Raw genomic sequence first — 23,202 nt, forward strand, 5'->3', positions numbered from 1 at the left:
GGCCAATGCAACAGTCAAGGAAGGTGTCTTGAAAACGGATAACAATTTTTAAGGTGAAAAACTGACAAATTTGTGTAAAGGCTACACAACTATGAAAAAAAGATGTAAAGTATAGATGTATAGACTTGTAGGTGTTAAGAATGATAGAAATTGTTTTTTCTTTAAAGAAAGCGGATTCAAAGGAGTAGTGAACAAGAAGGGGATATATACTTTTTCACTACATATATTTGAAAAGGTTTACAATATGATGAAGAAAGAGGCGTGTACATATGAGACGATTAGGTATTTCTATTTATCCAGAACATTCAACAGTAGAGAAAGATAAGGAGTATTTAACATTAGCAAGTAAATATGGGTTTACACGTGTGTTCACATGTTTATTATCTGTGGATGGAGAAAAAGAGAAAATTATTGAAGAATTTAAAGAAACGATCTCACATGCGAATGCATTAGGGTTCCAAGTATTAGTGGATATTAGTCCATCTGTTTTTGAACAATTAGGTATTTCGTATAATGATTTATCATTCTTCCATGAATTGGGTGCGTACGGTATTCGTTTAGATGTTGGTTTTTCAGGATTAGAAGAATCAATTATGACTTATAATCCGTATGGTTTGAAAATTGAGATTAATATGAGCAATGGTACGAAGTATGTAGATAACATTATGAGTCATAGACCAAATCGTGAAAATTTAATTGGTTGTCATAATTTTTATCCGCATCGTTATTCAGGGTTATCATACGATCATTTCATTAAATGCTCGAAACAATTTAAAGATTACGGTATGAGAACGGCTGCTTTTATTTCATCATTTGATGCAACATATGGACCTTGGCCAGTAACAGAAGGGTTATGTACATTAGAGCAGCATCGTGAATTACCGATGACAACACAGGCGAAACATTTATTCGCGACGGAATTAATTGATGATGTTATTATTGCAAACGCATATGCGTCAGAAGAAGAATTACAAGCACTAGGTGCATTAAATAAAGAGAAACAAACATTTGATATAGAAATATATGATACAACGACAGAACTAGAAAGAATTATCGTATTAAACGAACCACATTTTTATCGCGGAGATGTATCTGAATATATGATTCGTTCTACACAAAGTCGTGTGAAATATAAAAAAGAAGAGTTTAAACCTCATAATACGCGTGAAATTAAGCGTGGGGATTTATTAATTGATAATGAACAATATGGTCAGTATAAAGGCGAATTACAAATTGCATTAAAAGATATGGTGAATACAGGAAAAACAAATGTAGTTGGTCGAATTGTAGAAGAAGAGATTTTCTTACTAGACTATTTACAAGCATGGGATAAATTCGGATTTACATTAAAGAAATAGAGAGAATATAAAGGGGAAAAACTACTGATTTCAGCAGCTTTTCCCCCTTTATATATAAAGAGCGAGAGGAAGAGCTATGACAAAGGTGCATCAGCGATTAATTTCTATTTTAGAGGAATTTTTAGAAGAGAAATCGATGTTAAATCGAGCTTTTTTAGCGGGCCGTTTACATGTATCGACGAAGACGATTCAAAAGGATATAAAATTATTAAATGATATATTGGAAGAAAACGGAGCGAAAATCGAATCGCAAAGAGGGACTGGGTACGAATTAGAAATTATACAAAAGAAGAAATTTGAAGACTTTTGTGTGAGTCTATTTCAAAAACAGACGGAAAAGATCCCAACTTCTTATGAAGAAAGAATAGCGTACATTCTGCAGCGTGTTTTAATGACAGAGGGATATGTGAAGCTTTCAGAATTAGCGGAAGAGATGTATGTGAGCAAATCAACGGTCAATTTAATTATGAAAGATGTTACAGATATATGTGGTCGCTATAAATTACAAATTGAGAAGAGACCGTATTATGGTATACGTATTGTTGGAGAGGAATTTAATATTCGTTCTTGTTTATCACAATATGGTTTACCGCGTTATGACCATACTCCGTTTCATGAGCAATTTGAGCAGACGGAGACATATTTATCGCTACCGCATATATCACTCATTCGTTCAATTATATTAAAGTATATTGAAGGCGGAACAATATATTTATCTGATATAGAAATTGATAATTTAGTCATTCATATTGCAATCGCATTAAAGCGTTGTCAAAGTCAACATTATATGAAAGGACTGCATGCGGAGCAATCAGAACTTATAATAAAGAAAGAATATACAATTGCGAAGCAGATTTTAGGAGATTTAGAGAAAGCGTTAAAATTTTCATTTCCAGAAGAAGAAGTATTATATGTGACGATGCATTTATTAAGTACTGCTGTTACAACGAGAAATCGCTATGAAAATATAGAAGAGCTATTAGGGAAAGATATATATGCATTTATGCAACATATTCTTTTTAAAGTAGCGGAAGAACGGAATCTTATTTTTTATTATGATGAAGAATTATTATTTGGATTTGGTATTCATTTAAAAACGTTATTAAATCGTTTGAAGTATAAGTTAAATACGAGAAATCCTCTTTTGGCAGAAGTGAAAAAGAATTATCCGTATGCTTTTGAAATTGCGGTTCTCGTTGGAGATATCATTGGTGAATATACGGGTGAATCGATCCCTGAAAGTGAAATTGGTTATATTGCAATTCACTTCGGTGGAGCTATGAGCCGTTTGCAGGAGCAAAATCAAAAGAAAAGATGCTTATTAGTTTGTGCGACTGGTCAAGGAAGTGCCCAACTATTAAAATATAAAATTTTATCACAGTTCCGAGATAAATTAGAGATTGTAGGTATTACAGGCTATTATCAATTGAAAGTAGAAGATCTTTATAAAGAAAAAATAGATTGTATTATTAGTACGATTCATATACCGAGTGGCTTGCCTGTTCCAGTTATAAAAGTGAATTCAATATTTGATGATAAAGAGATTAAATCGATTGGTCAGCGGTTGTTTACGCATGTGAATACTAGTGTGCAGCCTTATATTAAGGAAGATTTAATCTTTTTAAATTATAGTGCTTCTACGAAAGAGGATGTTATTCAGTTTTTATGTGAGAAAGCTGCTGAGAAACGCTATGTACCAGAAAACTTTTATGCTTCTGTTATGGAAAGAGAAAATACGTCTCCGACAGCGGTTGGGAATTCAGTTGCAATCCCGCATCCGATGCAGTTATTAAGTGAGGAAACTTTTTTGATGTTTTGCACACTTGAAAAGGCTGTTGATTGGGGAGATAAAAAAGTACAAGTAATTATTTTATTTAGTGTAAAGCGCAATAATAATGAAGATTTGCAAAGGCTTTATGATTTTTTATATGATATTATGTCTAGTCAAACTACGATAGAGAAACTTACTCAGACCGAGGTAATTGAAGATTTTCAAGAGATTTTATTATCATTTTGAAAAAGTATATAAAAACTTCCGTTACATAACGGAAGTTTTTTATGTTTAATTGTATGCGTTTTCATAATAAGATGGAAATATAGAAAACATATAGCTTGGGGGAATTTAAAATGGCTGATATGCAAACTCCATTTGCGTTAATTTTACATGGTGGCAATGCGAGAAGTGCGGCGCTTGAAGCAATTGCTTTTGCAAGACAAGGAGATTTCGGGAATGCCGGTGAAAAGATGAAACTTGCTAGTGAGGAAATTTCAGCAGCGCATCGTATTCAAACGGATTTAATTCAAGAAGAGGCAAGAGGAAATCATGCAGAAATTAGTTTACTGTTGGTGCACGCACAAGATCATTTAATGAATGCAATTACAGTGAAAGAACTGGCTGAAGAATTTATTGCTCTTCATAAACGAGTAGAAGAGAAAGTGACCGTATAAGATGTACATTTTATTATGTTGTGCAGCAGGTATGTCAACGAGTATGGTCGTAAGAAAAATGCAAGAAGAGGCAAAGAAACAGGGGAAGAATTATAAAATTAAGGCAGTTGATTCAGAACTAGTGAAGCTTGAAATTAAGGAAGCCGATGTCGTTTTAATTGGCCCACAGGTGAAATATTTATTTCCAGCTGTAGAGTTTCTTGCAAATTCATACAATATACCAGTTGCGATTATAGACCAACGAGATTATGGCATGTGTGATGGTTTGAAGGTGCTTAAGCAAGCAGAACAATTAGCTTTAGCATAATTATATCTTTTTAAATATAAACATTATAATGTTATAAAGTTTGTTTCGTTCTTTTATAGTAGAGAGAAAGAGGAGGGCTATTGATGAATGGGTTTATGAGTTTTATGGAACAAAAGATTATGCCAACAACGCAAAAGATTGCAGGACAACGACATTTATTAGCAATTCGAAACGGGGTTATTTCTACATTACCGTTAACGATCGTCGGATCATTTTTTGTTATCTTTTTAAATTTACCAATTGATGCATATATGGAATGGATCGCACCGTTTCGCCATATTTTAGATATTCCATTCCGATTTACAGTAGGACTAATGGCGTTATACGCAGCGTTTGGTGTAGGGGCTTCGCTCGCGAACTTTTATCAGCTCAATCAGTTAAGTGCAGGGTTATTATCTGTACTCGCCTTTTTACTAGCATCAGTTGAACCAATTCAAATTACGAAAGCTGTACCAGGTGTTATTGATGCAGGGAGATATATTTCAGTAGGAACATTAAGTGCAACGTCTTTATTCGGCGCAATTGTTACAGCATTAATTGCAGTAGAAATTTATCATTTTATGATTAAGCATAATATCTCGATTAAATTACCAGATAGTGTACCACCAGCAGTTTCGAATTCGTTTGCAGCATTAATTCCAACATTAGCAGTTATTCTTTTATTCTGGGGCATTCGCTACGGTTTGAAATTTGATGTGAATACAACGATCACATATTTAATCGCACCATTAAAATCAGTATTAGTAGGAAATAATTTATTCGGTGGTTTATTAACAGTATTCTTAATCGTGTTTTTCTGGTCATTCGGTATACATGGACCAGCGATTTTAGGACCAATTATTCGTCCGATGTGGGATTCAGCAATTCTTGAAAATATGGAAGTATTCACGGCTACAGGAAATGCACATCAGTTACCAAACTTATTTACAGAGCAATTTATTCAATGGTTCGTATGGATTGGCGGATCAGGCTCAACGTTAGCTTTAGTAATTATGTTTATGTTCTCTAAATCTAAGTTCCTAAAAGAGTTAGGTAGATTATCATTCGTACCAGGTTTATTCAATATTAACGAACCAATTATTTTTGGGGCACCGATTGTAATGAACCCAATTCTAATTATTCCGTTCGTTATTACACCGTTAGTGACAACGACAGTATCATATTTTGCAGTTGTTTCAGGTATGATTCCACTTATGATGGCGAAACTGCCATTTACGATGTTAGCACCAATTGCAGCGGTAATTAGTACGGACTGGACAATTATGGCTGGTGTACTTGTACTTGTTAACTTTGTCATCTCATTCGTTATTTACTATCCATTCTTCAAAATGTATGAGAAACAACAATTAGCAGGAGAGGAGAAAACAGAATGCTCGGAGCAATTATCATCTTAATTACATTCGTGGTCGGACAGTGTATTGCCCATTATTCGAAATGGGTACAAAGTAAATCTTTATTAGTGTTACTACTAGTATCAGTTTTATTTATCGGTTGTTCAATGGGTGCATATGTAATGTTAGGATTGCAATCACCGTACGTAATTATTGTACCGACAATTTTATGTGCAACGTGTTTATCTGCAAAATATAGATTTACGAGCATGGCATTAATACAACGTGTGAAGGAGATGCAAAAGCATGGAGCGTAAATTAGGAATTTCACTTTATCCAGAACATTCAACGAAAGAAAAAGATATGGCTTATATTTCCGCAGCGGCACGACACGGTTTCTCAAGAATATTTACTTGTTTGTTATCTGTGAATCGTCCGAAAGAAGAAATTGTAGCTGAATTTAAAGAGATTATCAATCACGCAAAAGATAACAATATGGAAGTTATTTTAGATGTAGCTCCAGCTGTGTTTGATCAGCTTGGTATTAGTTATAGCGATCTATCATTTTTCGCAGAATTAGGCGCAGACGGTATTCGTTTAGATGTAGGTTTTGACGGATTAACGGAAGCGAAAATGACGAATAATCCGTACGGTTTAAAAATTGAGTTAAATGTAAGTAACGATATTGCGTACTTAGAAAATATTCTTTCGCATCAAGCGAATAAATCAGCTTTAATTGGTTGCCATAATTTTTATCCGCAAAAATTCACTGGTCTTCCATACGATTATTTCATTCGCTGTAGTGAACGCTTTAAAAAGCATGGTATTCGCAGTGCAGCCTTTATTACATCACATGTCGCAAACATCGGTCCATGGGATATTAACGATGGATTATGTACATTAGAAGAGCATCGTAATTTACCAATTGAAGTACAAGCGAAGCATTTATGGGCAACAGGGTTAATTGATGATGTCATTATCGGAAATGCTTATGCGAGTGAGGAAGAGTTAGAGAAACTAGGAAACTTAAATCGCTACATGTTACAGCTAAAAGTGCACTTTGTAGACGAAGCGACTGAAGTAGAGAAGAGAGCTACGCTGCAAGAATTACACGTAAGGCGCGGCGACATAACAGAGTATATGGTACGTTCTACAGAAGTACGTAAAAAGTACAAAGATTATGACTTCCCAGTGCGTGAAAGTGTGCTGCAGGAAAGAGGGCAAGTTGTAATTGGAAACAATTCATTTGGTAAGTATAAAGGTGAACTGCAAATCATTCTGAAAGAAATGCCGATAGATGAACGGAAAAATATTGTCGGTACAATTGCAGAAGAGGAGTTATTCTTACTAGATTATGTAGGAGCTTGGACGCAGTTTACTTGTGTGGAATAGGGAAGAGAAGGAGAGGATGCTGTGACATCCTCTTTTTTCTGTTGAAATAGTAATCTATCGTATATAGAATGCAAAGAGATAGACTTAATTTGGACGGGAGAGAAGGAGATGGAAGAGTATATAGATGATTTATTAAGGCGGATGGCTGATGAGGAAACAGAGATTTGGCATCGTGCGTATGATGAAGCAAAAGCGTTAAATGACTTATTAACTTTTCCTTATTTACAGCAGAAGGTAATCAAAGCAAAAAAGGTATCTATGAAGAAAGATATTTATTATTTAATGACGAAACTCGCCATCAATACGAAGGAAATCTATATTGCTGATTATCTTATAGATCGTTTGGAATGTGAACAAAGCCCGACTTTGTTAAGTGAACTGCTTAGTAATATTTATACATTGCCAGAAATAAGTAGTACAAATAAAATCATTCCGTATATTTATCATAAAAACGATAGTGTTCGTTATTGGGCAGTTGCTTCCTTAAAGTTATATAAATCGTTAGAAGCGGAAAGTGCGTTGCTAAAGTTGTTGGATACTGAAGAAAATAAAGATGAGATTACACATATTTGTTATACATTGTTTGAGATTGGAACGAAGCAATCGATTCTGCCGTTAACAAAGCTTTTATATAGTAATAGTGCCTATGTTCGTTCAACCGTTATTGAGGTTTTAGCAAAAATAGGGGGATCGGACTTACAAATAGTTTATATTGAAGCTTTACATGATAGAAATGTTATGGTGAAATATGAAGCTGTTCGAGCTATTTATACGTATGGCGACGAAATGGCAATGAGAGCAATTTGCGAACGTGTGAATAAAATTGTTGCTAGAAGACGTAAAAATGAAGTAGAGCCTACGGATGAAGCAGAGATTATCATTGCTCTTCGTTTCTTACATAAGCTTGCTAATCATGAAGAAGTTTTAAAGATATTTGATAAGGTATACAAAAAACGTGGAAACTTGTTTATGTCGGAGAGGGAGTGGCTTCGAGACAATATTGCTTACTTTCAAGAGAAAGAAAGAATGTAATAATTATAGAAAAGGAGCCAGTCTCAACGATGAGACTGGCTCTTTTTTATAACTAGTTTAATACTTTAACTGTAACTGTTTTACGTCCCCAGCTACTTGATGAACCTTTATCTGGCATTAAAACGTCGATTTTATTACCTTTAATAGCTCCACCAGTATCACCAGCGATTGCTACTCCGTAACCTTCAACCCATACTTTTGAACCTAATGGAATGACACTTGGATCAACTGCAATTAGTTTCATGTTTGGATTAGCTGTTAAGTTGTGGCCTAAAGCTGATTTTACTTGGTCGCCTGCTTTATAACCATTTTCAAGTGGATCTGCTGTGTAAGCTGTTGCTACAACACGTAACTCACGAGAAGATGATGGTGTACTTGTTTCAGTTTCTTTTGCAACAGGTTGTTGTGTAGCTGGTTTTTGAGCTTTAGCCGCTTCTTGAGCCTTAGCCGCTTCTTGAGCCTTAGCCGCTTCTTGAGCCTTAGCCGCTTCACGAGCTTCTTGAGCCTTAGCTGCTTCACGAGCTTCAGCTGCCTCTTGAGCTTTAGCTGCTTCACGAGCTTTAGCTGCTTCTTGAGCCTTAGCCGCTGCTTGAGCTTCAGCATCTGCTTGAGCTTTAGCTGCTTCACGAGCTTTAGCTGCCTCTTGAGCTTTAACTTCTGCTTGAGCTTCAGCATCTGCCTGAGCTTTAGCTGCTTCTTGAGCCTTAGCTGCTTCACGAGCTTTAGCCGCTTCTTGAGCTTTAACTTCTGCTTGAGCTTCAGCTGCTTCGCGAGCTTTAGTTGCTTCCACTGCTTTAGCTTTTGCTTGAGTTTCAGCTACTTCCTGAGCTTTAGCTGCTTCACGAACTTTAGCTGTATCTTGAACTGTAGTCGTTTTTTCAACTTTAGCTACTGGTTGAACTTTAACTGGTGCTTTACCTGTTAAGTAAGGAACATGAACATAAGCTGTTTTTCCGTTATATTCAAATTGAATCCAATCATTTTGTACTTGGTGTGTTGTTTCAATTACATCATCTTTTTTCAACTTACCAAGAATCTCTGAGTCTGTGTTTGCCCCAGCACGTACGTTTAATACGTTTGCTGTTACGTAGTAAGTGTCTTTTGTATAGTCAGCGCTTATGAAAGCTTCTTTACCGCTATTCAATTGAACTTTTGACCAACCATTTTCTGTATGTAAAACATTTACTTTATATCCATCTAATAATTTTCCTACAACTTTTGATTCAGTAGTTGGGTTTTCTCGTACGTTTAGTACGTCAGTCGTTACGATTGTTTCTGCTTTAGCAGATGTTGTGAAAATCCCAAGACCAAAAACCGCTGCTGTTGCTATACCCATAAATTTTTTCATAATAGCCTCCATTGCATTTGTTTTCGTTGACCTCATTATAGCAACCATTATTTTCTTATTTGCGAAAAACATAAAATTACAAAGCTTTCGTAACGGGGCATTAATATTCTGTAACAATTCCATAAATATCCTGATAGCGCTTCCTTGTTGTTTTTTGGCGTATTAGGGCATATGAAACACAAAATGAGTAGTATTTCAATTACTGTAACGTTAATAATGTTACAGTAATATTTCTTGATGATATCTATAGCGTTACAAAAATAGCTTATTTTACTGTTTGAATGGAAATTTAGTTATGAAACGATAATCTTTTTAGGCGTGAAAATATATAAATGAGGTGAAATTTAATAAAATATCGATATAATTGTTACAAAATCAGTCGAAGTATGGAAAAAATTACGCCTTGATTTTCGTCTGTTACATAGTATTTTTGCAATAATAGAATTAGATAATAGCCTTAGTACCTATAAATAATGAAGAGTATTAGAATGGTAGTTGTAACGTGAAACATATATAATAGAAGAAACTCAATTTAGTAGATAAATAAAAAACGCAGGAGTGTAAACTCCTACGTTTTTGTTTATTCATATCGTAAACATTCAATTGGATCCAGTTTGGCAGCTTTGTTAGCTGGTAGTAAACCGAATAGTATACCGATTAACATAGATAGGGCAACGGAGATAAGTCCTAGTTTTAGTGAAACGACAAGTGGCCATCCTGCAAACATTGCGACAATCCATGCGAAGAAGATTCCAAGCATAAATCCGACAAAACCACCTAATGCTGTTAAAATGCAAGCTTCGATTAAGAATTGCATTAATACTTTACCACGTGTTGCACCTAATGCTTTACGAATACCAATTTCGCGTGTACGCTCTGTTACAGATACTAGCATAATGTTCATTACACCAATACCACCTACAAGTAAGGAAATAGCGGCAATACCACCGAATACACTTTTTAATATACCTGTGAAGCTATCAATTTCTTTTAAGAATTCTTGTGGATCTGGTACTTCAAATTTACCTGAATGCTCTGGTTTTTTTGCTTCATTTAATGATTTTACAACTGCTTCTTGAACAGTTTCCTTATCTTGACCAGGAGCAATTTTTACCGTTACAGAATCGTAGTTGTTTTTCCCGAATAGTACAGGCCAGTTTTCTGCTGAAATGACACCTTCTTTAAATGTCATGCCACCCATCATTGCTTTTATTGAATATACGCCAACTACTTTGTATGGTGTACCTTTTATATCTACATATAAGTTTGGTTCCCATGAAGAATATAATTTATCAAAAGCATCTGTATTTAATACAATTGTGTGTTCAGGTCTGTCTAAATCAGCTGCTGTTAAAAATCTGCCGTGCTCAAGTTTGAATTTAGATGTATCTTCAAAATAATCACCTTTTGCACCGGTAATATCAAGATCTAATTCTTTTTTTCCTGCATATACTTTTTCTTTTCCTTTTACATCTGGATAAACTTCTTGCACACCAGAAATTTTGGATATACTTTCATACATGCTTGAGGAAATTTTGCCGTCCATATCTGAGTAATCTTCTGTCTTATAATTTACAGAAAACTGATCTTTTTTTTCATTCCCGATTTGTTCGCGGAACTTTGCATTTGTTCCATCCCCAATCGAGATAATGGTAATGATGGCACTAACCCCAATAATAATACCTAACATCGTTAAGATAGAACGCATTTTATGAGCAAAGATAGAGGAAAGGGCCATGCGTATATTTTCACTCGTATTCAAAATTAACCTCTCCAATCTTGGACGATATTTCCGTCACGAATTACAATTTGACGTGCTGCAGCTTCCCCGATTTCACGGTCATGGGTAATCATAATGATTGTTGAGCCTTGTTTATTTAATTCGTAAAAGAGGTCCATAATTTGTGTACTTGTTTTCGTATCAAGTGCTCCTGTCGGTTCATCGGCTAAAATGAATTTTGGGTTATTTACGATTGCACGTGCAACAGCGACACGCTGCTTTTGTCCACCTGATAATTCGTTCGGTAAGTGAGTAGCGCGATCAGCTAAACCGACTTTTGTTAAAGCAGCTAATGAGCGCTCGCGTCTTTCTTTTTTATCGACTCCAGCGTAAATAAGAGGTAGTTCTACATTTTGAAGCGCTGTAAGTCTCGGTAATAACATGAAGTTTTGGAATACGAATCCGATCTCTTTATTACGTACGTGTGCAAGTTCTGTTTCAGACATGTTTGAAATATTTTGACCGGCTAGTTCGTACGTACCTGTCGTCGGTTTATCTAAGCAACCGATAATGTTCATTAATGTTGATTTACCAGAACCAGAAGGTCCCATAATTGAAGTGAATTCTCCTTGGTTCAGTGTTACGTCAATTCCGTGTAATATTTGAACGGACTCTGCACCATTTTGGAAGGATTTCGTGATGCCTTTTAAGTTAATCACTGGGCGACAACCTCCATACCATCTTTTAAGTCTTTTTCAGGTTTAGAGATAATTTCCTCTCCTTTTTTCACTCCAGAAACTTTTGCTTCGCTATCAGTCTCGAATTCAACAGTAACTGCTTGTTCTTTCGCCTTACCGTCTTTTACAACGAAGACAACATTTTTGTCACCTTTTTTCACGATACTGCTTTTCGGAACAATTGTACCAGTTGCTTCGCCAGATTTACTTGTTACGTAAACGTGGAAGCCGTTTTGTAATTCGTCACTATTATCTAATGTGACAGTGAATTGATAGTTAGAAACAGTTTTATTTTCATCCATGCTCTTTAATGGTGTAGAACCGATTTCTGTTACTTTTCCTGTCCAAGTCTTACCAGCGACAGTTTTTGATGAAACAGTTACTTCTTGCCCAACTTTCATACTAGCAAGCTCATATTCAGAAATTTGACCTTTTACTTTAAATTGACCAGCGTGACGAAGAGTAATTCCGCTCATACCTGTTTTTTCGTCAGCAGTTTTTACGATATCATCAATTACGCCATCAGCAGGACTTGTTACAGAAAGATTGTTTACTTTCTCTTTTGCTGCTTTAATCATTTCATCAGCTTTTTCAACTTCAAACTTTTTCATTTCAATTTGTGATTCTAATTGCCCAACTTCGGCTTCTGATGCTTTTAATGCTTCAGCAGGAAGGCCTGCATTTTTATCTTTTTGTAATTTTTGTTTCGCTACATCAATTTGTTTTTGGAGCAACGTTACTTCTTTTTGTGCGATTTTCTTTTGCATTTCTGCTTCTGTTACACCTTGTTTCGCAGTCGGATCATTGTATTTAAATAGAAGCTGACCTTTTTTCACTTCATCGCCTTTTTTCACAGCTAATTCATATGTTCCTTTTGTTGGATCGAATGAAATAGTTTCAATTCCATTTGGAATAACTTCGCCACCAAATTTTTGCGCGTTTTGGATTTGTTTTTCGGTTACTTTATATCCGCTATATGCCATTGCTACATCTGAACCGCCACCAGCAAATGCAAAGTATGATCCAGCTGCAATTCCGATTGCTACTACACTAGTAATTAACACTTTATTTTTCTTCTTCATCTATTTATCACCTTTTCGTTCGTTTTAGTATCTACATTAAGTATAGAAGAGGTAAAGAATCTGACAAATCGTTTTAGCTTACAATAACCTTACAGTTTTGTAAGGTATGAATATGTAAATGTAAGGTAGAGGTTGTCCTAGTGTAAGCAAATGAATTGACTCGTCGTTTCTTTCTTACAATAATATTGTATGGAGGAAAGGAGGAAGGAAGATGGAAGCTTATTTTAGCGCACACCCATTAAAACCATTTATTCCATACTCAAGGCAACATGCCCTTATATTATTTATTATGTTGGTGGGGATATTTTTTCTGTATCAATACCAAGATGTATTACGTCAAAGTGAGTGGAATATAACGGTTCGATATGCAATTGCATTTTTATTTATAGGTAGTGAAATTGGGCTTCATATGTGGGAGTGGAAAGCGGGGATTTTTGAGCTAGCTACTTCATTACCGTTTGAATTATGTACGATTAGTTTATTATTAGCGTCGATTATGATCGTAACGAAAAGTTACCGCATATATGAGATTGTATTTTTCACGGGAATTATTGGTGCATCACAAGCTATTTTAACGCCAAACTTGCAGTATGCTTTTCCGCATTTTCGTTTCATTGAATATTTTATCGCGCATATATTGCTCATTTGGGCACCACTCTTTATGACTTGGGTGGAAGGCTATAGACCGACCTTGCAATCTATTAAGCGTACGATGATATTTTTAAACATATTGATTCCGCTTGTTTCGTTTGTGAATTATAAAACAGGCGGTAATTATATGTTTTTAGCTCATAAGCCAGAAACAGCTTCATTACTCGATATGTTAGGACCGCATCCTTACTATATTATTTCATTAGAACTCGCAGCGCTTATTGGGTGTTTTATTTTGTATATGCCGTTTGCAAAAAGAGAAAGGCATGCGCATAAAGAATCACTAGGATCATAACCTAGTGATTTTTTATGATTGAATATTTACAATTCAGAAAATTAAGAATAAAATTAGAGAGTAAAATATAAAGAGAGAGAAGGGAAAACGTGGTCAAAAAAGTTTTTCTGAATGGGATGGAAGTGACAATTCAATTTATTATTTCGATTTTGGGGATTATTATGTTAGGGGCTCTGCCGAAATTGTTTTATGGATTTAAGCTGGATGTATCAAAGTACATACAGAGTTTAAAAGAAGTGTTTGTGAACTTAATGGATATTTCCAATTTGCAATATGTGAAAGGTAAATTTTTATTTCCGCAGCTGTTCGTCCATTATAAAGAAACGATTATTATTTTTTTAGCTGCTTTTTTTATTTCATTATTTGTAGCATTTTGTATTGTTTATGTAATTATGAGTAGTTCACCGCGTATACAACATCGAATTAAATCATTTCTTATCTTCCTAGAATCTATTCCAGATATCCTTCTTATTTTAGTATCACAAATTTTAGTTATATGGTTTTTTAAACAAACAGGTTTTTTACCTTTTCAAATTGCTTCAATTGGAGGCGAGTCAATTAGAGGATTGCCGATACTTTGTTTGAGCATCCCGACTACGATTATGTTTGTAAAAATGGTCGTGCTTCGTTTTGAAAATGAACTAGAAAAAGATTATGTACTATTTGCTAAGGCGAAAGGGCTGGGGCGCTTTCATATTTTAAATCGTCATATTTTACGAAATGTGTTGCTTAGTACATTATTCTTTGCGAAAACGAATATCTTTTTTATGTTATCTAATTTATATATTATAGAATGGATTTTTAATACGGGTGGTATTTTTATGTTTTTGAAATCTTATTTTGGTATTAGAGTTGAGGTTTTCATCGTTAGTGTGCTTCTTATATATATTCCGATTTTTATTTTATTTAAATTGTTTCATTATCTCATTCCGGCTGCGATGAAGGAGAGATTATAATATGTGGACGTATATAAAACGTGATAAAAGATTTTGGATAAGCATTGGGTTTCTTCTCCTATTAGTTCTTTTGAGCATCGGAAATACGTTATGGAATGATGGACATATTAGACAAGTTACATTGCAATATGATGCGGATGAAAATCCACAAGTGCCACCGTTTTCACCTTCATTACAATTTTTACTCGGGACAGATCGGAAAGGATACGACCTTTTACATTTAGTTATTGAAGGCGCGAAGTGGACGATTGGTATATCTATTTTAATTGCGGCACTTAGAATGGTAATAGGTGTGTTTTTCGGTGTCGTACTCGGAACGTATATAAAAAGAGGGTTTTCAAAAATTGAGGCTTTCTTTGATAGTTTTACAGTTATTCCGACAGTTATGATTGCGTATTTTTTTCTTCAATTTGCAAATGCATTTGGAAGCGGGGAGGAAACAACAACCTTTTTTGAAAGGGCTTCGTTTCAAGTTGTCTTACTTGTAATGCTTGTAATGCCAGTTATTGCACTGTATGTTGCGAAGGAAGTTCGTAAATTGCGAACGGAGGAATTTGTTGATGCCGCACGCATATTAGGTGGATCGAGAAGACATATTGTTATAAAGCATCTTTTCCCGCACCTTTATATGACGTTTATACTTGTATTTTTTCAGCAGTTTACGCAGACTCTTACTATTTTACTGCACTTAGGGTTACTAGAAATATTCTTTGGCGGAACGGTTAAGTTTTTAGGACCGATAGAAGAAATAGAATCTTACACACATGAATGGTCAGGGCTAATTGGAGTCTATTTTAGATCTTTAACAGTGCATCCATGGATTCCTCTCGTCCCAATTACATTTTTCGGGCTTACCATTTTTTCAGGAAATATGATTGTAAAAAGTCTAGAAGAGGCGATGTTGAAAGTTCGATTAGGGGGAGAGATAAAGAAGGAAGTTGTAGAAGAGGAACAATCTGCTGTACAGTCAAAGGAAGAGTTGTTTACGTTTAAACATACGATGTGAAGAGAAAAAGAAGCAAGCATGGATTTCATGCTTGCTTCTTTTTACTTTGCAGAAACTTCACCTTCAGCTTCTGTTTGCGGAATAAAGTATCCGATTATACCACCAATTATTGCTGGAACGATCCAGCCGATTCCTAAGTTATAAAAAGGAATCGTGTGTACGATATTAGCGATAAAACTTGGTATCATTCCCACATTATCAAGTGCATGAATACAGCTAATAATGAATGCTGCGATCATTGCTCCGATGTAGACAGAAGGTTTACGTTTCGTATATTTATCGATAAATGATACGAAAATTAAAATGATTGTAATTGGGTACAAAATAATTAATACAGGTAGTGTGATTTTAATTAATAAGCTTAATCCTAAGTTTGAAATAACGAAACTAAAGATACAAACGTATAGTACGAGCTTTTTGTAAGAAACATTTGTTAATACTGTTGCGAAATAGTTGGCGAATGCACTTACAACACCAATTGCTGTTGTTAAACAAGCGAAGATAATGGCGATACTTAATAAAACATTACCGCTTGTCCCAAAGAATTGGTACATAACAGTTGCTAATAGTTGACCACCGTTCTCGAATTGTCCCAAGTTTCCGTTTGAAGCTCCGATATAACCGAGTAAGAAGTAAACAATTGTTAAGAATAGAGCAGCGATACTTCCGCAAATGATTGTATATTTCGCGATAGATTTCTTCTCTTGTATACCGTTTTGACGAATTGCATTTACAACAATTGTTGATAGTACGAGAGCGCCAATTGCATCTAACGTTAAAAATCCTTCAAGAAATCCTTTGAAAAACGGGATGTCTTTATAGTCACCGATAGGCTCTGCAAACGTTCCTGGTGAAAGAATCGCTTTTGTTGCCATAATTGCAATAATTACAAGTAAAATTGGCGTTAATATTTTACCGATATGATCTACTAGCTTGGATGGATTTAATGATAAGAAGTAAACGACTGTAAAGAAAATCGCACTAAAAACTAACATAGAATACCATTGATCTGGGAAAAGTGGTGCAATCCCAATTTCATAAGATACAGATCCAGTTCGTGGAATAACAAATAGTGGGCCGATTGAAAGATAAATAATGATAGCGAATACTGCTGCGAATTTTGGATGAACACGGCTCGCTAAAGTGTTAAAACTACCACCAGCAAGGGCAACAGCAACGATAGCAAGTAAAGATAAACCGACGTCTGTAATAATAAACCCTGTAATGGAAACCCACATATTTTCTCCGGAAGAAAGGCCAAGAAGGGGCGGGAAAATCATATTACCAGCACCGAAGAAAACTGCGAAGAGTAATAAACTAATCGAAAGTATTTGCGCTGGTTTCAAAGTTGTACGCATATAAAGAAAATCCTCCTAATGAGTATTTTTGTCGAAAATTCAAATAATTTGTCGAGTAACTGTTATTATTTTAAAGGTCTGATGACTAGAAAGCAATAGGGAATTTTGAAAAAATTAAAAAATAATGCATTAAATCGAATAAATATACTATTTGTATGTTTAATAGGAAGGATTTAACTTTTAACGTAAAAAAAACACATATCGCTAGGATACGTGTATTAAAAATATATTTTTCTATCGCGTTCTTCTTTTAAAATTTCAACCGCTTCTCGGAAACGTTGTGAATGGACAATTTCTCGTTCGCGTAAAAAGCGTAAACTGTCATTTATGTCGGGATCGTCAGATTGGTTGATAAGCCATTGATATGTGGCACGCGCTTTTTCTTCAGCCGCAATATCTTCGTATAGGTCGGCAATTGGATCACCTTTAGCTTGTATATAGGTTGCAGTAAATGGAACACCAGCTGCGTTATGGTAATGAAGTGCGCTGTCATGATCGACGTAATGAGGGTCGAGACCAGCTGCCTTCATCTGTTCAGGAGTCGCATCTTTTGTCAGCTTATAAACCATCGTAGCAATCATTTCAAGATGCGCAAATTCTTCTGTACCAATATCGGTAAGGAGGCCAATGACTTTATCCGGGATTGTATAACGCTGATTTAAGTAACGTAGTGCAGCAGCTAATTCTCCATCTGCACCACCGTATTGCTCAATTAATAATTTTGCAAGTGCTGGATTACAAGTTCCTACTTTAACAGGGTATTGTAATTTTTTTTCATAAATCCACATAGTTTCTCTCCTTTATATTTGCCATGGCCAAGGACCTTTGCTCCATTCCCAAGGGGCATTAGAATAGCTATTTCCATACTGTTGAAGCGGTCCATATTTTTCTTCCATCTGTTGTTTTAATACTCTTCGTTTATAGGAAAAATCATTAAATTGGTTAATAGCTGCTGTATCGTCTGGGTGGGTGTCTAAGTAAAGGGTTAGTTCAACTAATACAAAGTCTAATTCTTGGAGATTCTCTAAAAGTCGATAATACTCTTCTGGTAGTGGCTGGTTCACGTCAGTAGTCACCGCCCTTTTTTATAAGGATTTTCGTAATAATCATAAAAGATAGGCCATAAGGTTCCTTTTTGTAGTGCTTCTTTCGGTGAGAATTGTGGTAAATTTGGCGGTTGAAAACCTAAATATAAATTAGGAGGGGTAGAGTAATATTTTTTACCAATAGGAGGACAAGGATCTTGAGGACTATGATATGGCACATATGATTTCATATATTTATCCATTAATAAACCTCCCTATATTCTTCATCACTACGTATTGTATTCAGACATAATAGGCCTTTATGACACATATAAAAAAGTAATAGGTACGGGGGGAATGAATGTGGAGAATGTGAAACAATTCATTGTATTGGAAGTGAAAAACTTAAAGGAAACTTTGTATTTTTATGAAGGGATTTTAGGAATCAAGCCTAGTTTAGAAAGACCCCAATTAGATGTAACAGGGGTTTGGTATGATGCTGATTCAATGAGAGTTAGTTTTGTAATGAATCGTAGTTTGGGTGGGCGTGAGAAGAGTGTTACGGATTCGGTTGATGTACTAATGTTTTCAATTTCTAACATAGAGAACTTAAAGAAGAGGTTAGTGTTTTATAAAATTGCATATACAGAAAACAAAAGTGAGAAGAGTATTGTAGTACAAGACCCAGATGGATATAAAATTCAAGTGATAGAGAAGGACGAATAAACGGAGGGGATTTAGTGGAGAGGAATTATGAAGAAAGTGCATTGTTTGAGCATCAATTTTGGCTAAAGGTGCTTACTGATCATTCGCAATTTTTACTTGATGCATTAGCTCCGAAGGAAAAAGAGGATATAAAAAAGGCCACTTATTTTGTTGAAACATTTACGAATCTGTTAAATAAAGTTCGTAATGTGAATCTCATTGCGTTTTCAAAAGAGGCAGAACGAGCCGCAAAGGAAATACGAACGTTTAAATTAAGTATTATACAGAAACAACTCGAGGGAAAAATCACTATTCATTTTACGCCAACTTTCATCAATCATATGGTAAACGAAGTAGAAGAGTATATAACAGTGTTAGAATTTTTAAATAAAGGAGAAGTTCCGCCTGTTTTTCATGAATTACATTATCATCTCGTTTGGTTAACGGATGCGGCTGGCCATGCAGGGTCTATTTCTGGTGGATTAGATCTTGTTGAAAAAAGATTAAAAGAGAAAAGCGAAGAATTTACGAAGCACTTTGAACAATTTTATTTAAAGGCAGTTGAAATGACGGGGTATTTACGGACAGAGCTTCATCATTTTCCTGCATTAAAGAAGTTTACAAAAGATGTTTCACTTGAGTTAAAATTATTTTCGCATTTTCTCCATGAGGTCGAAGAGCTGGAGTTATCGAATGAAATATTAAGTGCATTATCTGCTAGAATGGCGGATCATATGGCAAGAGAAGAATGTTATTACTTATTAAAATTAGCACAATCGTCTGGACTTGAGATGCCAAAATGTAATCCGCTTTAAAGAAAAAAGAGGTCAATTTTATTTGGCCTCTTTTTCTGCTTTATTTTCTCTTTTTATTTTTGCTTGTTCAATACTTGCCTGTAATGTCTCCATAATATTGATGATGTTTGGAGTTGGAGAGATTGTTTCGGTTTTTTCCTGTTGTTCAATTTTGTTTTCGATTAGTTCGGTAAGGGCTTCTTTATACTCATCTGTATACATCTCTTGTTCAAAAGGATTTGTAAGATGGTGGATTAAATTGATTGCTGCTGTGAGTTCTTGTTTTTGAATCGGATAATTTTCGTTACTTGGTAAGTTAGGTGTATTTGTTATATCGCGAATTTCATTAGGGTAGTGAATAGTTTGTAATATAAGCCCATCTTCAAAGTTACGGATAATAGCTAAATGTTGTTTTTTTCTAATGGAAATATGGATAAGACCAAGTTTATTCGTACGTTCAAGTGCTTCTTTTAATAATAAATATGATTTTTCATGTCCTGAGGTAGGGCCTATAAAATAAGAACGATCGTAGAGAACAGAATCAATTTCGTTATTTTGGATAAAAGATATAATACGAATAGATCTTGGTTCGTGAGCTTTTTGCAACTCAGCTAATTCTTTTTCATCCATAATAATGTACTTATGAGGTGCGTATTCATAGGCTTTTACAATATCTTTATCATCAATTTCTTCATCCGTACAATCAGGAGCAAATTTTTTATATTTAATAGGTGTTAAGCATTCTTTATGAAGACTTAAAAACTTTATATCGTTTTCTTCTACGGCACTGTATAGTTTGATTCCTATATTTAATAGTCCAAGTGAAAGGGCACCTTTCCATACGGTATGCAAATGAAGCCTCTCCTTTCATTCAAAAATGATTATGTATATTATGAGATAGTAAGAAATTTCCTATACGTTTTTTGTTTTTACGGAATGTTAAGCAGGAGGATGTGGGATATAAAATATATTGACAAGCCCTCCAAAATATTTTAATGTGATTGTATAAAATTGTGTATATAAAGGGGAGTAACTTATTACAGTAAAGTCGTCATTACAGGGAGAAACCCTCGGCTTTATTGGCAACGTTTCGTTGTTAGTGAGACCTTTACCAGCAATGGTAAAGGCCCCTTATTGTCTTTTTTAGGACCCTTACCATGTTTGGTAGGGGCCTTTTTGTATACAAAGAGAGGAGATATAAAAATGAAAAAACTTATTAGTAGATTAAGAGTTGTATTTCATGTTCGCCGATTTGTTCCATTCCTATTTGACTTTTTCACTTCAAAAGAGGTTTCAATAAAGAAGAAAATTTTATCTATTGCGTTTTTAGTTGGTTATGTTGCGATGCCGCTCGATTTAATTCCAGACTTCTTACCGTTTATCGGTATTTTAGATGATATTGGAATTGTATTATTTATTTTGAACCGAATTGTAAAAATGGCGCCAGTTCAATTACAAGAAAAGCATAACGTAAACGTAGGATAGGAGTTGGGGTAGAAAATATGGAGCAAATTATTTTAGATATAATCGAGTTTTTAAAGCAATTTTCTTATTTTGGAGTTGTGTTAGCATTAACGTTTGAATTTATTCCAGCAGAAGTAGTTTTGCCCATGGTTGGTTATTGGGTGTACGAGGGAGATATGAATTTTTGGCTTGCTGTATTAGCCGGAACCCTCGGCGGAACGACAGGACCTTTAACGTTATATGCACTCGGTTATTACGGTGGTCGTCCTCTATTAATAAAATACGGGAAATACTTCTTCATTAAAGAAGAACAAATTCAAAAAGCAGATGATTTCTTTGAGAAATATGGACCGGTTGTAGCATTTGTTGGACGCTTTGTGCCAGGAGTTCGAACGCTTATTTCTGTTCCATGTGGTATGGCGAAAATGAACATATGGAAATTTAGTATATATACATTTGTAGCAATGTTCCCGTTAACAACTTTGTATGTTTATTTTGGAATGAAATTAGGTCCACATTGGGAAAAAGCAGCGGATGTTGTTGGGCAATATATGTTACCGATATTAGGAGGCGTTATTCTTATCGTTGCTAGTATCTTTGTCTATAAATATATGAAAAAAAGAAACAAAACAGAATCTATCTAGTCACATGAATATTTTTTGAAAATAGATGAATAGTACAGGCAAAAGACTCTGGGGGACATACACATATAGGGAATATAAAAGAGAGAGGGGAAACAACTATGTCTTGTGAGTGCTCAGGGTCAGCATTAACTTGTTGTCCAGATAAAAATTATGTGCAAGATAAAGTGTGTAGTCCGTGGTCTGCTACTGTAGTTGCAACAGCAATTGATAATGTTCTCTATACAAATAATATTAACCAAAACGTAATTGGTACTGGTTTTGTTAAATATGATGTTGGACCAGGCCCAATTACTGTAGAGGTACTTGATTCTGCTGGGGGTACAATTGATACACAAACATTAAACCCAGGAACGAGTATTGCTTTTACGTATCGCCGCTTTGATAGTATACAAGTTGTGTTACCTGCAACACCTGCTGGAACGTATCAGGGAGAATTTTGTATTACAACACGTTATCCACTTTCATAGCAGAATAGGAGAGGATCGAAATGGGAATGAGAAGTTCCAGTTTGTCTTGTTGTTCTAATAAAACACTTGTGCAAGACCAAGTATGTACAGACTGGTCTATTACAGGTGCTGGTACTCAAATTGTATATACAAATAATATCACGCAAGAAGTATATGGTTCAGGTTACGTGAAGTATGATGTAGGTGCCAACCCGATTACAGTTGATTTTTTAGTAGGTGCAACAGTGGTTGATACAATTACTGTACAACCACAAAGTAGTGGTACTTTCACTGTCCGATATTTTACTACTGTCCGAATTACTACGACAGGAACGACTGTTAATCAAGGAGAGTTTTGTATTACAGTACGTTATCCAATCTCATAAAAAGCATACCGTGAACGGTATGCTTTTTATATTAAGGAAATAATGAAATTGGTATTCTATAAGCAACATGTAAATTCGCAACAGTACTTGCCTTCTAAATATAGTGAAGGATTACTTGTTATATTGATAATATTGATCGACTGTAGGTCTTTTCCTGTGTACGATATTGTATTACCAGGAAACACAGTGAAAATATTGGTTACTGTTCCAACGATTTGAATTGTAATTGCTTCGTTGCTGCTAGTACTATTGTAAACCGAGACAGTACCTGATATAAGTAGTATCCCATCACTTTGCCATAGTATCATTAATTGTGATACATCTTTGGCAGAGGAGATGGTGTTATTAGTTATGAGGAAATTCCCTGCAAATTCATTTGTTACTCGCTCGCAATTTGGATTTGGAGGAGGGGGCGGTGGACAAGGGTCTGGACAAATAATAGATAAAGGAGCGAAACAGCCGATATTTTTTTTATTCTTCAATACAACCCCTCCTTTTAAGTTGTCTTTTATTACTATTAAATGTAAAAGCATGGCCGATGTGTTAAAAAAAGAAGGAAATATTAAAAATTAAGATTGTCTAATAGGCTTAAACCTTAACTTATCATTAGTGTTATAGAAAAGATTATATGTGAATAGTCATAGGAAAAGAATGATCAGACTCTTTTAGACAAAAGGTGGTTGTATAAAATAGTACGAGTAATGTTGGACTTAATTT

At 35.0% G+C, this 23,202-nt stretch carries 28 protein-coding genes; 18 read left to right on the forward strand and 10 right to left on the reverse strand.

The window, feature by feature from the left end:
- The first annotated feature begins 269 nt into the window (after positions 1 to 269).
- The 8 genes from C3Y97_RS04185 (at position 270) to C3Y97_RS04220 (ending at position 7,868) form a co-directional block, all read left to right on the forward strand.
- Positions 270 to 1,358, forward strand: a complete 1,089-nt coding sequence (locus C3Y97_RS04185; RefSeq protein ID WP_001253349.1) for a DUF871 domain-containing protein — start codon at positions 270 to 272, stop codon at positions 1,356 to 1,358.
- 76 nt (positions 1,359 to 1,434) lie between these two features.
- Positions 1,435 to 3,375: a BglG family transcription antiterminator gene (locus C3Y97_RS04190; protein WP_000169796.1), complete on the forward strand. Its 1,941-nt coding sequence runs from the start codon at positions 1,435 to 1,437 to the stop codon at positions 3,373 to 3,375.
- 110 nt (positions 3,376 to 3,485) lie between these two features.
- Positions 3,486 to 3,806: a PTS lactose/cellobiose transporter subunit IIA gene (locus C3Y97_RS04195; protein ID WP_000774631.1), complete on the forward strand. Its 321-nt coding sequence runs from the start codon at positions 3,486 to 3,488 to the stop codon at positions 3,804 to 3,806.
- Position 3,807: 1 nt separating this feature from the next.
- The gene (locus C3Y97_RS04200) at positions 3,808 to 4,113 is read left to right on the forward strand and encodes a PTS sugar transporter subunit IIB (protein WP_000275641.1); all 306 of its coding nucleotides are present in this window, start codon (positions 3,808 to 3,810) and stop codon (positions 4,111 to 4,113) included.
- Positions 4,114 to 4,196: 83 nt separating this feature from the next.
- Positions 4,197 to 5,507, forward strand: a complete 1,311-nt coding sequence (locus tag C3Y97_RS04205) for a PTS sugar transporter subunit IIC (protein ID WP_001013053.1) — start codon at positions 4,197 to 4,199, stop codon at positions 5,505 to 5,507.
- The gene (locus C3Y97_RS04210) at positions 5,483 to 5,761 is read left to right on the forward strand and encodes a hypothetical protein (RefSeq protein ID WP_000900048.1); all 279 of its coding nucleotides are present in this window, start codon (positions 5,483 to 5,485) and stop codon (positions 5,759 to 5,761) included. The genes C3Y97_RS04205 and C3Y97_RS04210 overlap by 25 nt, the downstream gene beginning before the upstream one ends.
- Positions 5,751 to 6,836, forward strand: coding sequence for a DUF871 domain-containing protein (locus C3Y97_RS04215; protein ID WP_000440054.1), 1,086 nt, complete (start codon positions 5,751 to 5,753; stop codon positions 6,834 to 6,836). The genes C3Y97_RS04210 and C3Y97_RS04215 overlap by 11 nt, the downstream gene beginning before the upstream one ends.
- 108 nt (positions 6,837 to 6,944) lie before the next feature.
- On the forward strand, positions 6,945 to 7,868 hold the full coding sequence (locus C3Y97_RS04220; protein WP_136363037.1) for a HEAT repeat domain-containing protein: 924 nt from the start codon (positions 6,945 to 6,947) through the stop codon (positions 7,866 to 7,868).
- Between the two features lie 52 nt (positions 7,869 to 7,920).
- On the opposite strand, the gene entC is transcribed toward C3Y97_RS04220, so the two are convergent.
- The 4 genes from entC to C3Y97_RS04240 form a co-directional block, all read right to left on the reverse strand.
- Positions 7,921 to 9,339: a cell wall-binding protein EntC gene (entC, locus tag C3Y97_RS04225; RefSeq protein ID WP_136363039.1), complete on the reverse strand. Its 1,419-nt coding sequence runs from the start codon at positions 9,337 to 9,339 to the stop codon at positions 7,921 to 7,923.
- Between the two features lie 457 nt (positions 9,340 to 9,796).
- On the reverse strand, positions 9,797 to 10,954 hold the full coding sequence (locus C3Y97_RS04230; RefSeq protein WP_002197439.1) for an ABC transporter permease: 1,158 nt from the start codon (positions 10,952 to 10,954) through the stop codon (positions 9,797 to 9,799).
- 26 nt (positions 10,955 to 10,980) lie between these two features.
- Positions 10,981 to 11,655, reverse strand: coding sequence for an ABC transporter ATP-binding protein (locus C3Y97_RS04235; protein ID WP_000609100.1), 675 nt, complete (start codon positions 11,653 to 11,655; stop codon positions 10,981 to 10,983).
- The gene (locus C3Y97_RS04240) at positions 11,652 to 12,755 is read right to left on the reverse strand and encodes an efflux RND transporter periplasmic adaptor subunit (protein ID WP_000728807.1); all 1,104 of its coding nucleotides are present in this window, start codon (positions 12,753 to 12,755) and stop codon (positions 11,652 to 11,654) included. The genes C3Y97_RS04235 and C3Y97_RS04240 overlap by 4 nt, the downstream gene beginning before the upstream one ends.
- A 211-nt stretch (positions 12,756 to 12,966) precedes the next feature.
- Here C3Y97_RS04240 and C3Y97_RS04245 point away from each other — a divergent pair, with 211 nt between their 5' ends.
- The 3 genes from C3Y97_RS04245 to C3Y97_RS04255 all read left to right on the forward strand — a co-directional run bounded on the left by C3Y97_RS04245 (position 12,967) and on the right by C3Y97_RS04255 (position 15,663).
- On the forward strand, positions 12,967 to 13,701 hold the full coding sequence (locus C3Y97_RS04245) for a YwaF family protein (RefSeq protein ID WP_000388698.1): 735 nt from the start codon (positions 12,967 to 12,969) through the stop codon (positions 13,699 to 13,701).
- An 89-nt stretch (positions 13,702 to 13,790) separates the two neighbouring features.
- A complete protein-coding gene (locus C3Y97_RS04250) occupies positions 13,791 to 14,657 on the forward strand; it encodes an ABC transporter permease subunit (RefSeq protein WP_000239670.1) in 867 nt (288 codons plus the stop codon).
- A gap of 1 nt (position 14,658) precedes the next feature.
- Positions 14,659 to 15,663, forward strand: a complete 1,005-nt coding sequence (locus C3Y97_RS04255; RefSeq protein ID WP_136363042.1) for an ABC transporter permease — start codon at positions 14,659 to 14,661, stop codon at positions 15,661 to 15,663.
- Between the two features lie 41 nt (positions 15,664 to 15,704).
- Here C3Y97_RS04255 and brnQ2 read toward each other — a convergent pair whose 3' ends face one another.
- The 4 genes from brnQ2 to C3Y97_RS04275 form a co-directional block, all read right to left on the reverse strand.
- A complete protein-coding gene (gene brnQ2 / locus C3Y97_RS04260) occupies positions 15,705 to 17,021 on the reverse strand; it encodes a branched-chain amino acid transport system II carrier protein BrnQ2 (protein WP_001260934.1) in 1,317 nt (438 codons plus the stop codon).
- Between the two features lie 218 nt (positions 17,022 to 17,239).
- The gene (gene cotJC / locus C3Y97_RS04265) at positions 17,240 to 17,809 is read right to left on the reverse strand and encodes a spore coat protein CotJC (RefSeq protein WP_000265278.1); all 570 of its coding nucleotides are present in this window, start codon (positions 17,807 to 17,809) and stop codon (positions 17,240 to 17,242) included.
- 12 nt (positions 17,810 to 17,821) lie between these two features.
- Positions 17,822 to 18,085: a spore coat protein CotJB gene (cotJB, locus tag C3Y97_RS04270; RefSeq protein WP_001075543.1), complete on the reverse strand. Its 264-nt coding sequence runs from the start codon at positions 18,083 to 18,085 to the stop codon at positions 17,822 to 17,824.
- 8 nt (positions 18,086 to 18,093) lie between these two features.
- Positions 18,094 to 18,309 (reverse strand): spore coat associated protein CotJA, encoded by a 216-nt coding sequence (locus C3Y97_RS04275; protein WP_000362187.1) that lies wholly within the window; start codon positions 18,307 to 18,309, stop codon positions 18,094 to 18,096.
- Between the two features lie 34 nt (positions 18,310 to 18,343).
- On the opposite strand from C3Y97_RS04275, the gene C3Y97_RS04280 reads away from it, so the two are divergent.
- Both C3Y97_RS04280 and C3Y97_RS04285 read left to right on the forward strand, forming a co-directional pair.
- Complete coding sequence (locus tag C3Y97_RS04280) at positions 18,344 to 18,772, forward strand: VOC family protein (RefSeq protein WP_162837398.1); 429 nt, start codon at positions 18,344 to 18,346, stop codon at positions 18,770 to 18,772.
- Positions 18,773 to 18,786: 14 nt separating this feature from the next.
- Positions 18,787 to 19,566 carry a DUF2935 domain-containing protein gene (locus C3Y97_RS04285; RefSeq protein WP_000440988.1) on the forward strand — a complete coding sequence of 260 codons (780 nt, stop codon included), beginning with the start codon at positions 18,787 to 18,789 and terminating at the stop codon, positions 19,564 to 19,566.
- A gap of 18 nt (positions 19,567 to 19,584) precedes the next feature.
- On the opposite strand, the gene ku is transcribed toward C3Y97_RS04285, so the two are convergent.
- Positions 19,585 to 20,397 carry a non-homologous end joining protein Ku gene (gene ku, locus C3Y97_RS04290; protein WP_000557737.1) on the reverse strand — a complete coding sequence of 271 codons (813 nt, stop codon included), beginning with the start codon at positions 20,395 to 20,397 and terminating at the stop codon, positions 19,585 to 19,587.
- 351 nt (positions 20,398 to 20,748) lie between these two features.
- On the opposite strand from ku, the gene C3Y97_RS04295 reads away from it, so the two are divergent.
- From C3Y97_RS04295 to C3Y97_RS04310, 4 genes are all read left to right on the forward strand, one after another.
- Positions 20,749 to 21,030, forward strand: coding sequence for a YkvA family protein (locus C3Y97_RS04295; protein ID WP_000733844.1), 282 nt, complete (start codon positions 20,749 to 20,751; stop codon positions 21,028 to 21,030).
- Positions 21,031 to 21,047: 17 nt separating this feature from the next.
- A complete protein-coding gene (locus C3Y97_RS04300; protein WP_000435017.1) occupies positions 21,048 to 21,653 on the forward strand; it encodes a DedA family protein in 606 nt (201 codons plus the stop codon).
- Between the two features lie 98 nt (positions 21,654 to 21,751).
- A complete protein-coding gene (locus C3Y97_RS04305) occupies positions 21,752 to 22,120 on the forward strand; it encodes a DUF3992 domain-containing protein (protein WP_001277537.1) in 369 nt (122 codons plus the stop codon).
- A 20-nt stretch (positions 22,121 to 22,140) separates the two neighbouring features.
- A complete protein-coding gene (locus C3Y97_RS04310) occupies positions 22,141 to 22,485 on the forward strand; it encodes a DUF3992 domain-containing protein (protein WP_000525819.1) in 345 nt (114 codons plus the stop codon).
- A gap of 56 nt (positions 22,486 to 22,541) precedes the next feature.
- On the opposite strand, the gene C3Y97_RS04315 is transcribed toward C3Y97_RS04310, so the two are convergent.
- A complete protein-coding gene (locus tag C3Y97_RS04315) occupies positions 22,542 to 22,925 on the reverse strand; it encodes an S-Ena type endospore appendage (RefSeq protein ID WP_240691059.1) in 384 nt (127 codons plus the stop codon).
- Here C3Y97_RS04315 and C3Y97_RS28000 point away from each other — a divergent pair.
- Positions 22,810 to 23,058, forward strand: coding sequence for a hypothetical protein (locus C3Y97_RS28000; protein ID WP_002025365.1), 249 nt, complete (start codon positions 22,810 to 22,812; stop codon positions 23,056 to 23,058). The two genes, C3Y97_RS04315 and C3Y97_RS28000, sit on opposite strands and share 116 nt — an antisense overlap.
- Positions 23,059 to 23,202: the final 144 nt, after the last annotated feature.

It is taken from the genome of Bacillus sp. DU-106, assembly GCF_004799705.1.
Classification (GTDB): Bacteria; Bacillota; Bacilli; order Bacillales; family Bacillaceae_G; genus Bacillus_A; species Bacillus_A cereus.

Coding starts and splice junctions, on each gene's coding strand:
- C3Y97_RS04240 (WP_000728807.1), bottom strand. CDS start 12,755: ATGAAGAAGAAAAATAAAGTGTTAATTACTAGTGTAGTAGCAATCGGA.
- cotJC (WP_000265278.1), bottom strand. CDS start 17,809: ATGTGGATTTATGAAAAAAAATTACAATACCCTGTTAAAGTAGGAACT.
- C3Y97_RS04245 (WP_000388698.1), top strand. CDS start 12,967: ATGGAAGCTTATTTTAGCGCACACCCATTAAAACCATTTATTCCATAC.
- C3Y97_RS04200 (WP_000275641.1), top strand. CDS start 3,808: ATGTACATTTTATTATGTTGTGCAGCAGGTATGTCAACGAGTATGGTC.
- C3Y97_RS04185 (WP_001253349.1), top strand. CDS start 270: ATGAGACGATTAGGTATTTCTATTTATCCAGAACATTCAACAGTAGAG.
- C3Y97_RS04275 (WP_000362187.1), bottom strand. CDS start 18,309: ATGGATAAATATATGAAATCATATGTGCCATATCATAGTCCTCAAGAT.
- C3Y97_RS04210 (WP_000900048.1), top strand. CDS start 5,483: ATGCTCGGAGCAATTATCATCTTAATTACATTCGTGGTCGGACAGTGT.
- brnQ2 (WP_001260934.1), bottom strand. CDS start 17,021: ATGCGTACAACTTTGAAACCAGCGCAAATACTTTCGATTAGTTTATTA.
- C3Y97_RS04205 (WP_001013053.1), top strand. CDS start 4,197: ATGAATGGGTTTATGAGTTTTATGGAACAAAAGATTATGCCAACAACG.
- C3Y97_RS04230 (WP_002197439.1), bottom strand. CDS start 10,954: ATGGCCCTTTCCTCTATCTTTGCTCATAAAATGCGTTCTATCTTAACG.
- entC (WP_136363039.1), bottom strand. CDS start 9,339: ATGGAATTGTTACAGAATATTAATGCCCCGTTACGAAAGCTTTGTAAT.
- C3Y97_RS04305 (WP_001277537.1), top strand. CDS start 21,752: ATGTCTTGTGAGTGCTCAGGGTCAGCATTAACTTGTTGTCCAGATAAA.
- C3Y97_RS04215 (WP_000440054.1), top strand. CDS start 5,751: ATGGAGCGTAAATTAGGAATTTCACTTTATCCAGAACATTCAACGAAA.
- C3Y97_RS04220 (WP_136363037.1), top strand. CDS start 6,945: ATGGAAGAGTATATAGATGATTTATTAAGGCGGATGGCTGATGAGGAA.
- C3Y97_RS04255 (WP_136363042.1), top strand. CDS start 14,659: ATGTGGACGTATATAAAACGTGATAAAAGATTTTGGATAAGCATTGGG.
- C3Y97_RS04190 (WP_000169796.1), top strand. CDS start 1,435: ATGACAAAGGTGCATCAGCGATTAATTTCTATTTTAGAGGAATTTTTA.
- C3Y97_RS04300 (WP_000435017.1), top strand. CDS start 21,048: ATGGAGCAAATTATTTTAGATATAATCGAGTTTTTAAAGCAATTTTCT.
- C3Y97_RS04310 (WP_000525819.1), top strand. CDS start 22,141: ATGGGAATGAGAAGTTCCAGTTTGTCTTGTTGTTCTAATAAAACACTT.
- C3Y97_RS04195 (WP_000774631.1), top strand. CDS start 3,486: ATGGCTGATATGCAAACTCCATTTGCGTTAATTTTACATGGTGGCAAT.
- C3Y97_RS04295 (WP_000733844.1), top strand. CDS start 20,749: ATGAAAAAACTTATTAGTAGATTAAGAGTTGTATTTCATGTTCGCCGA.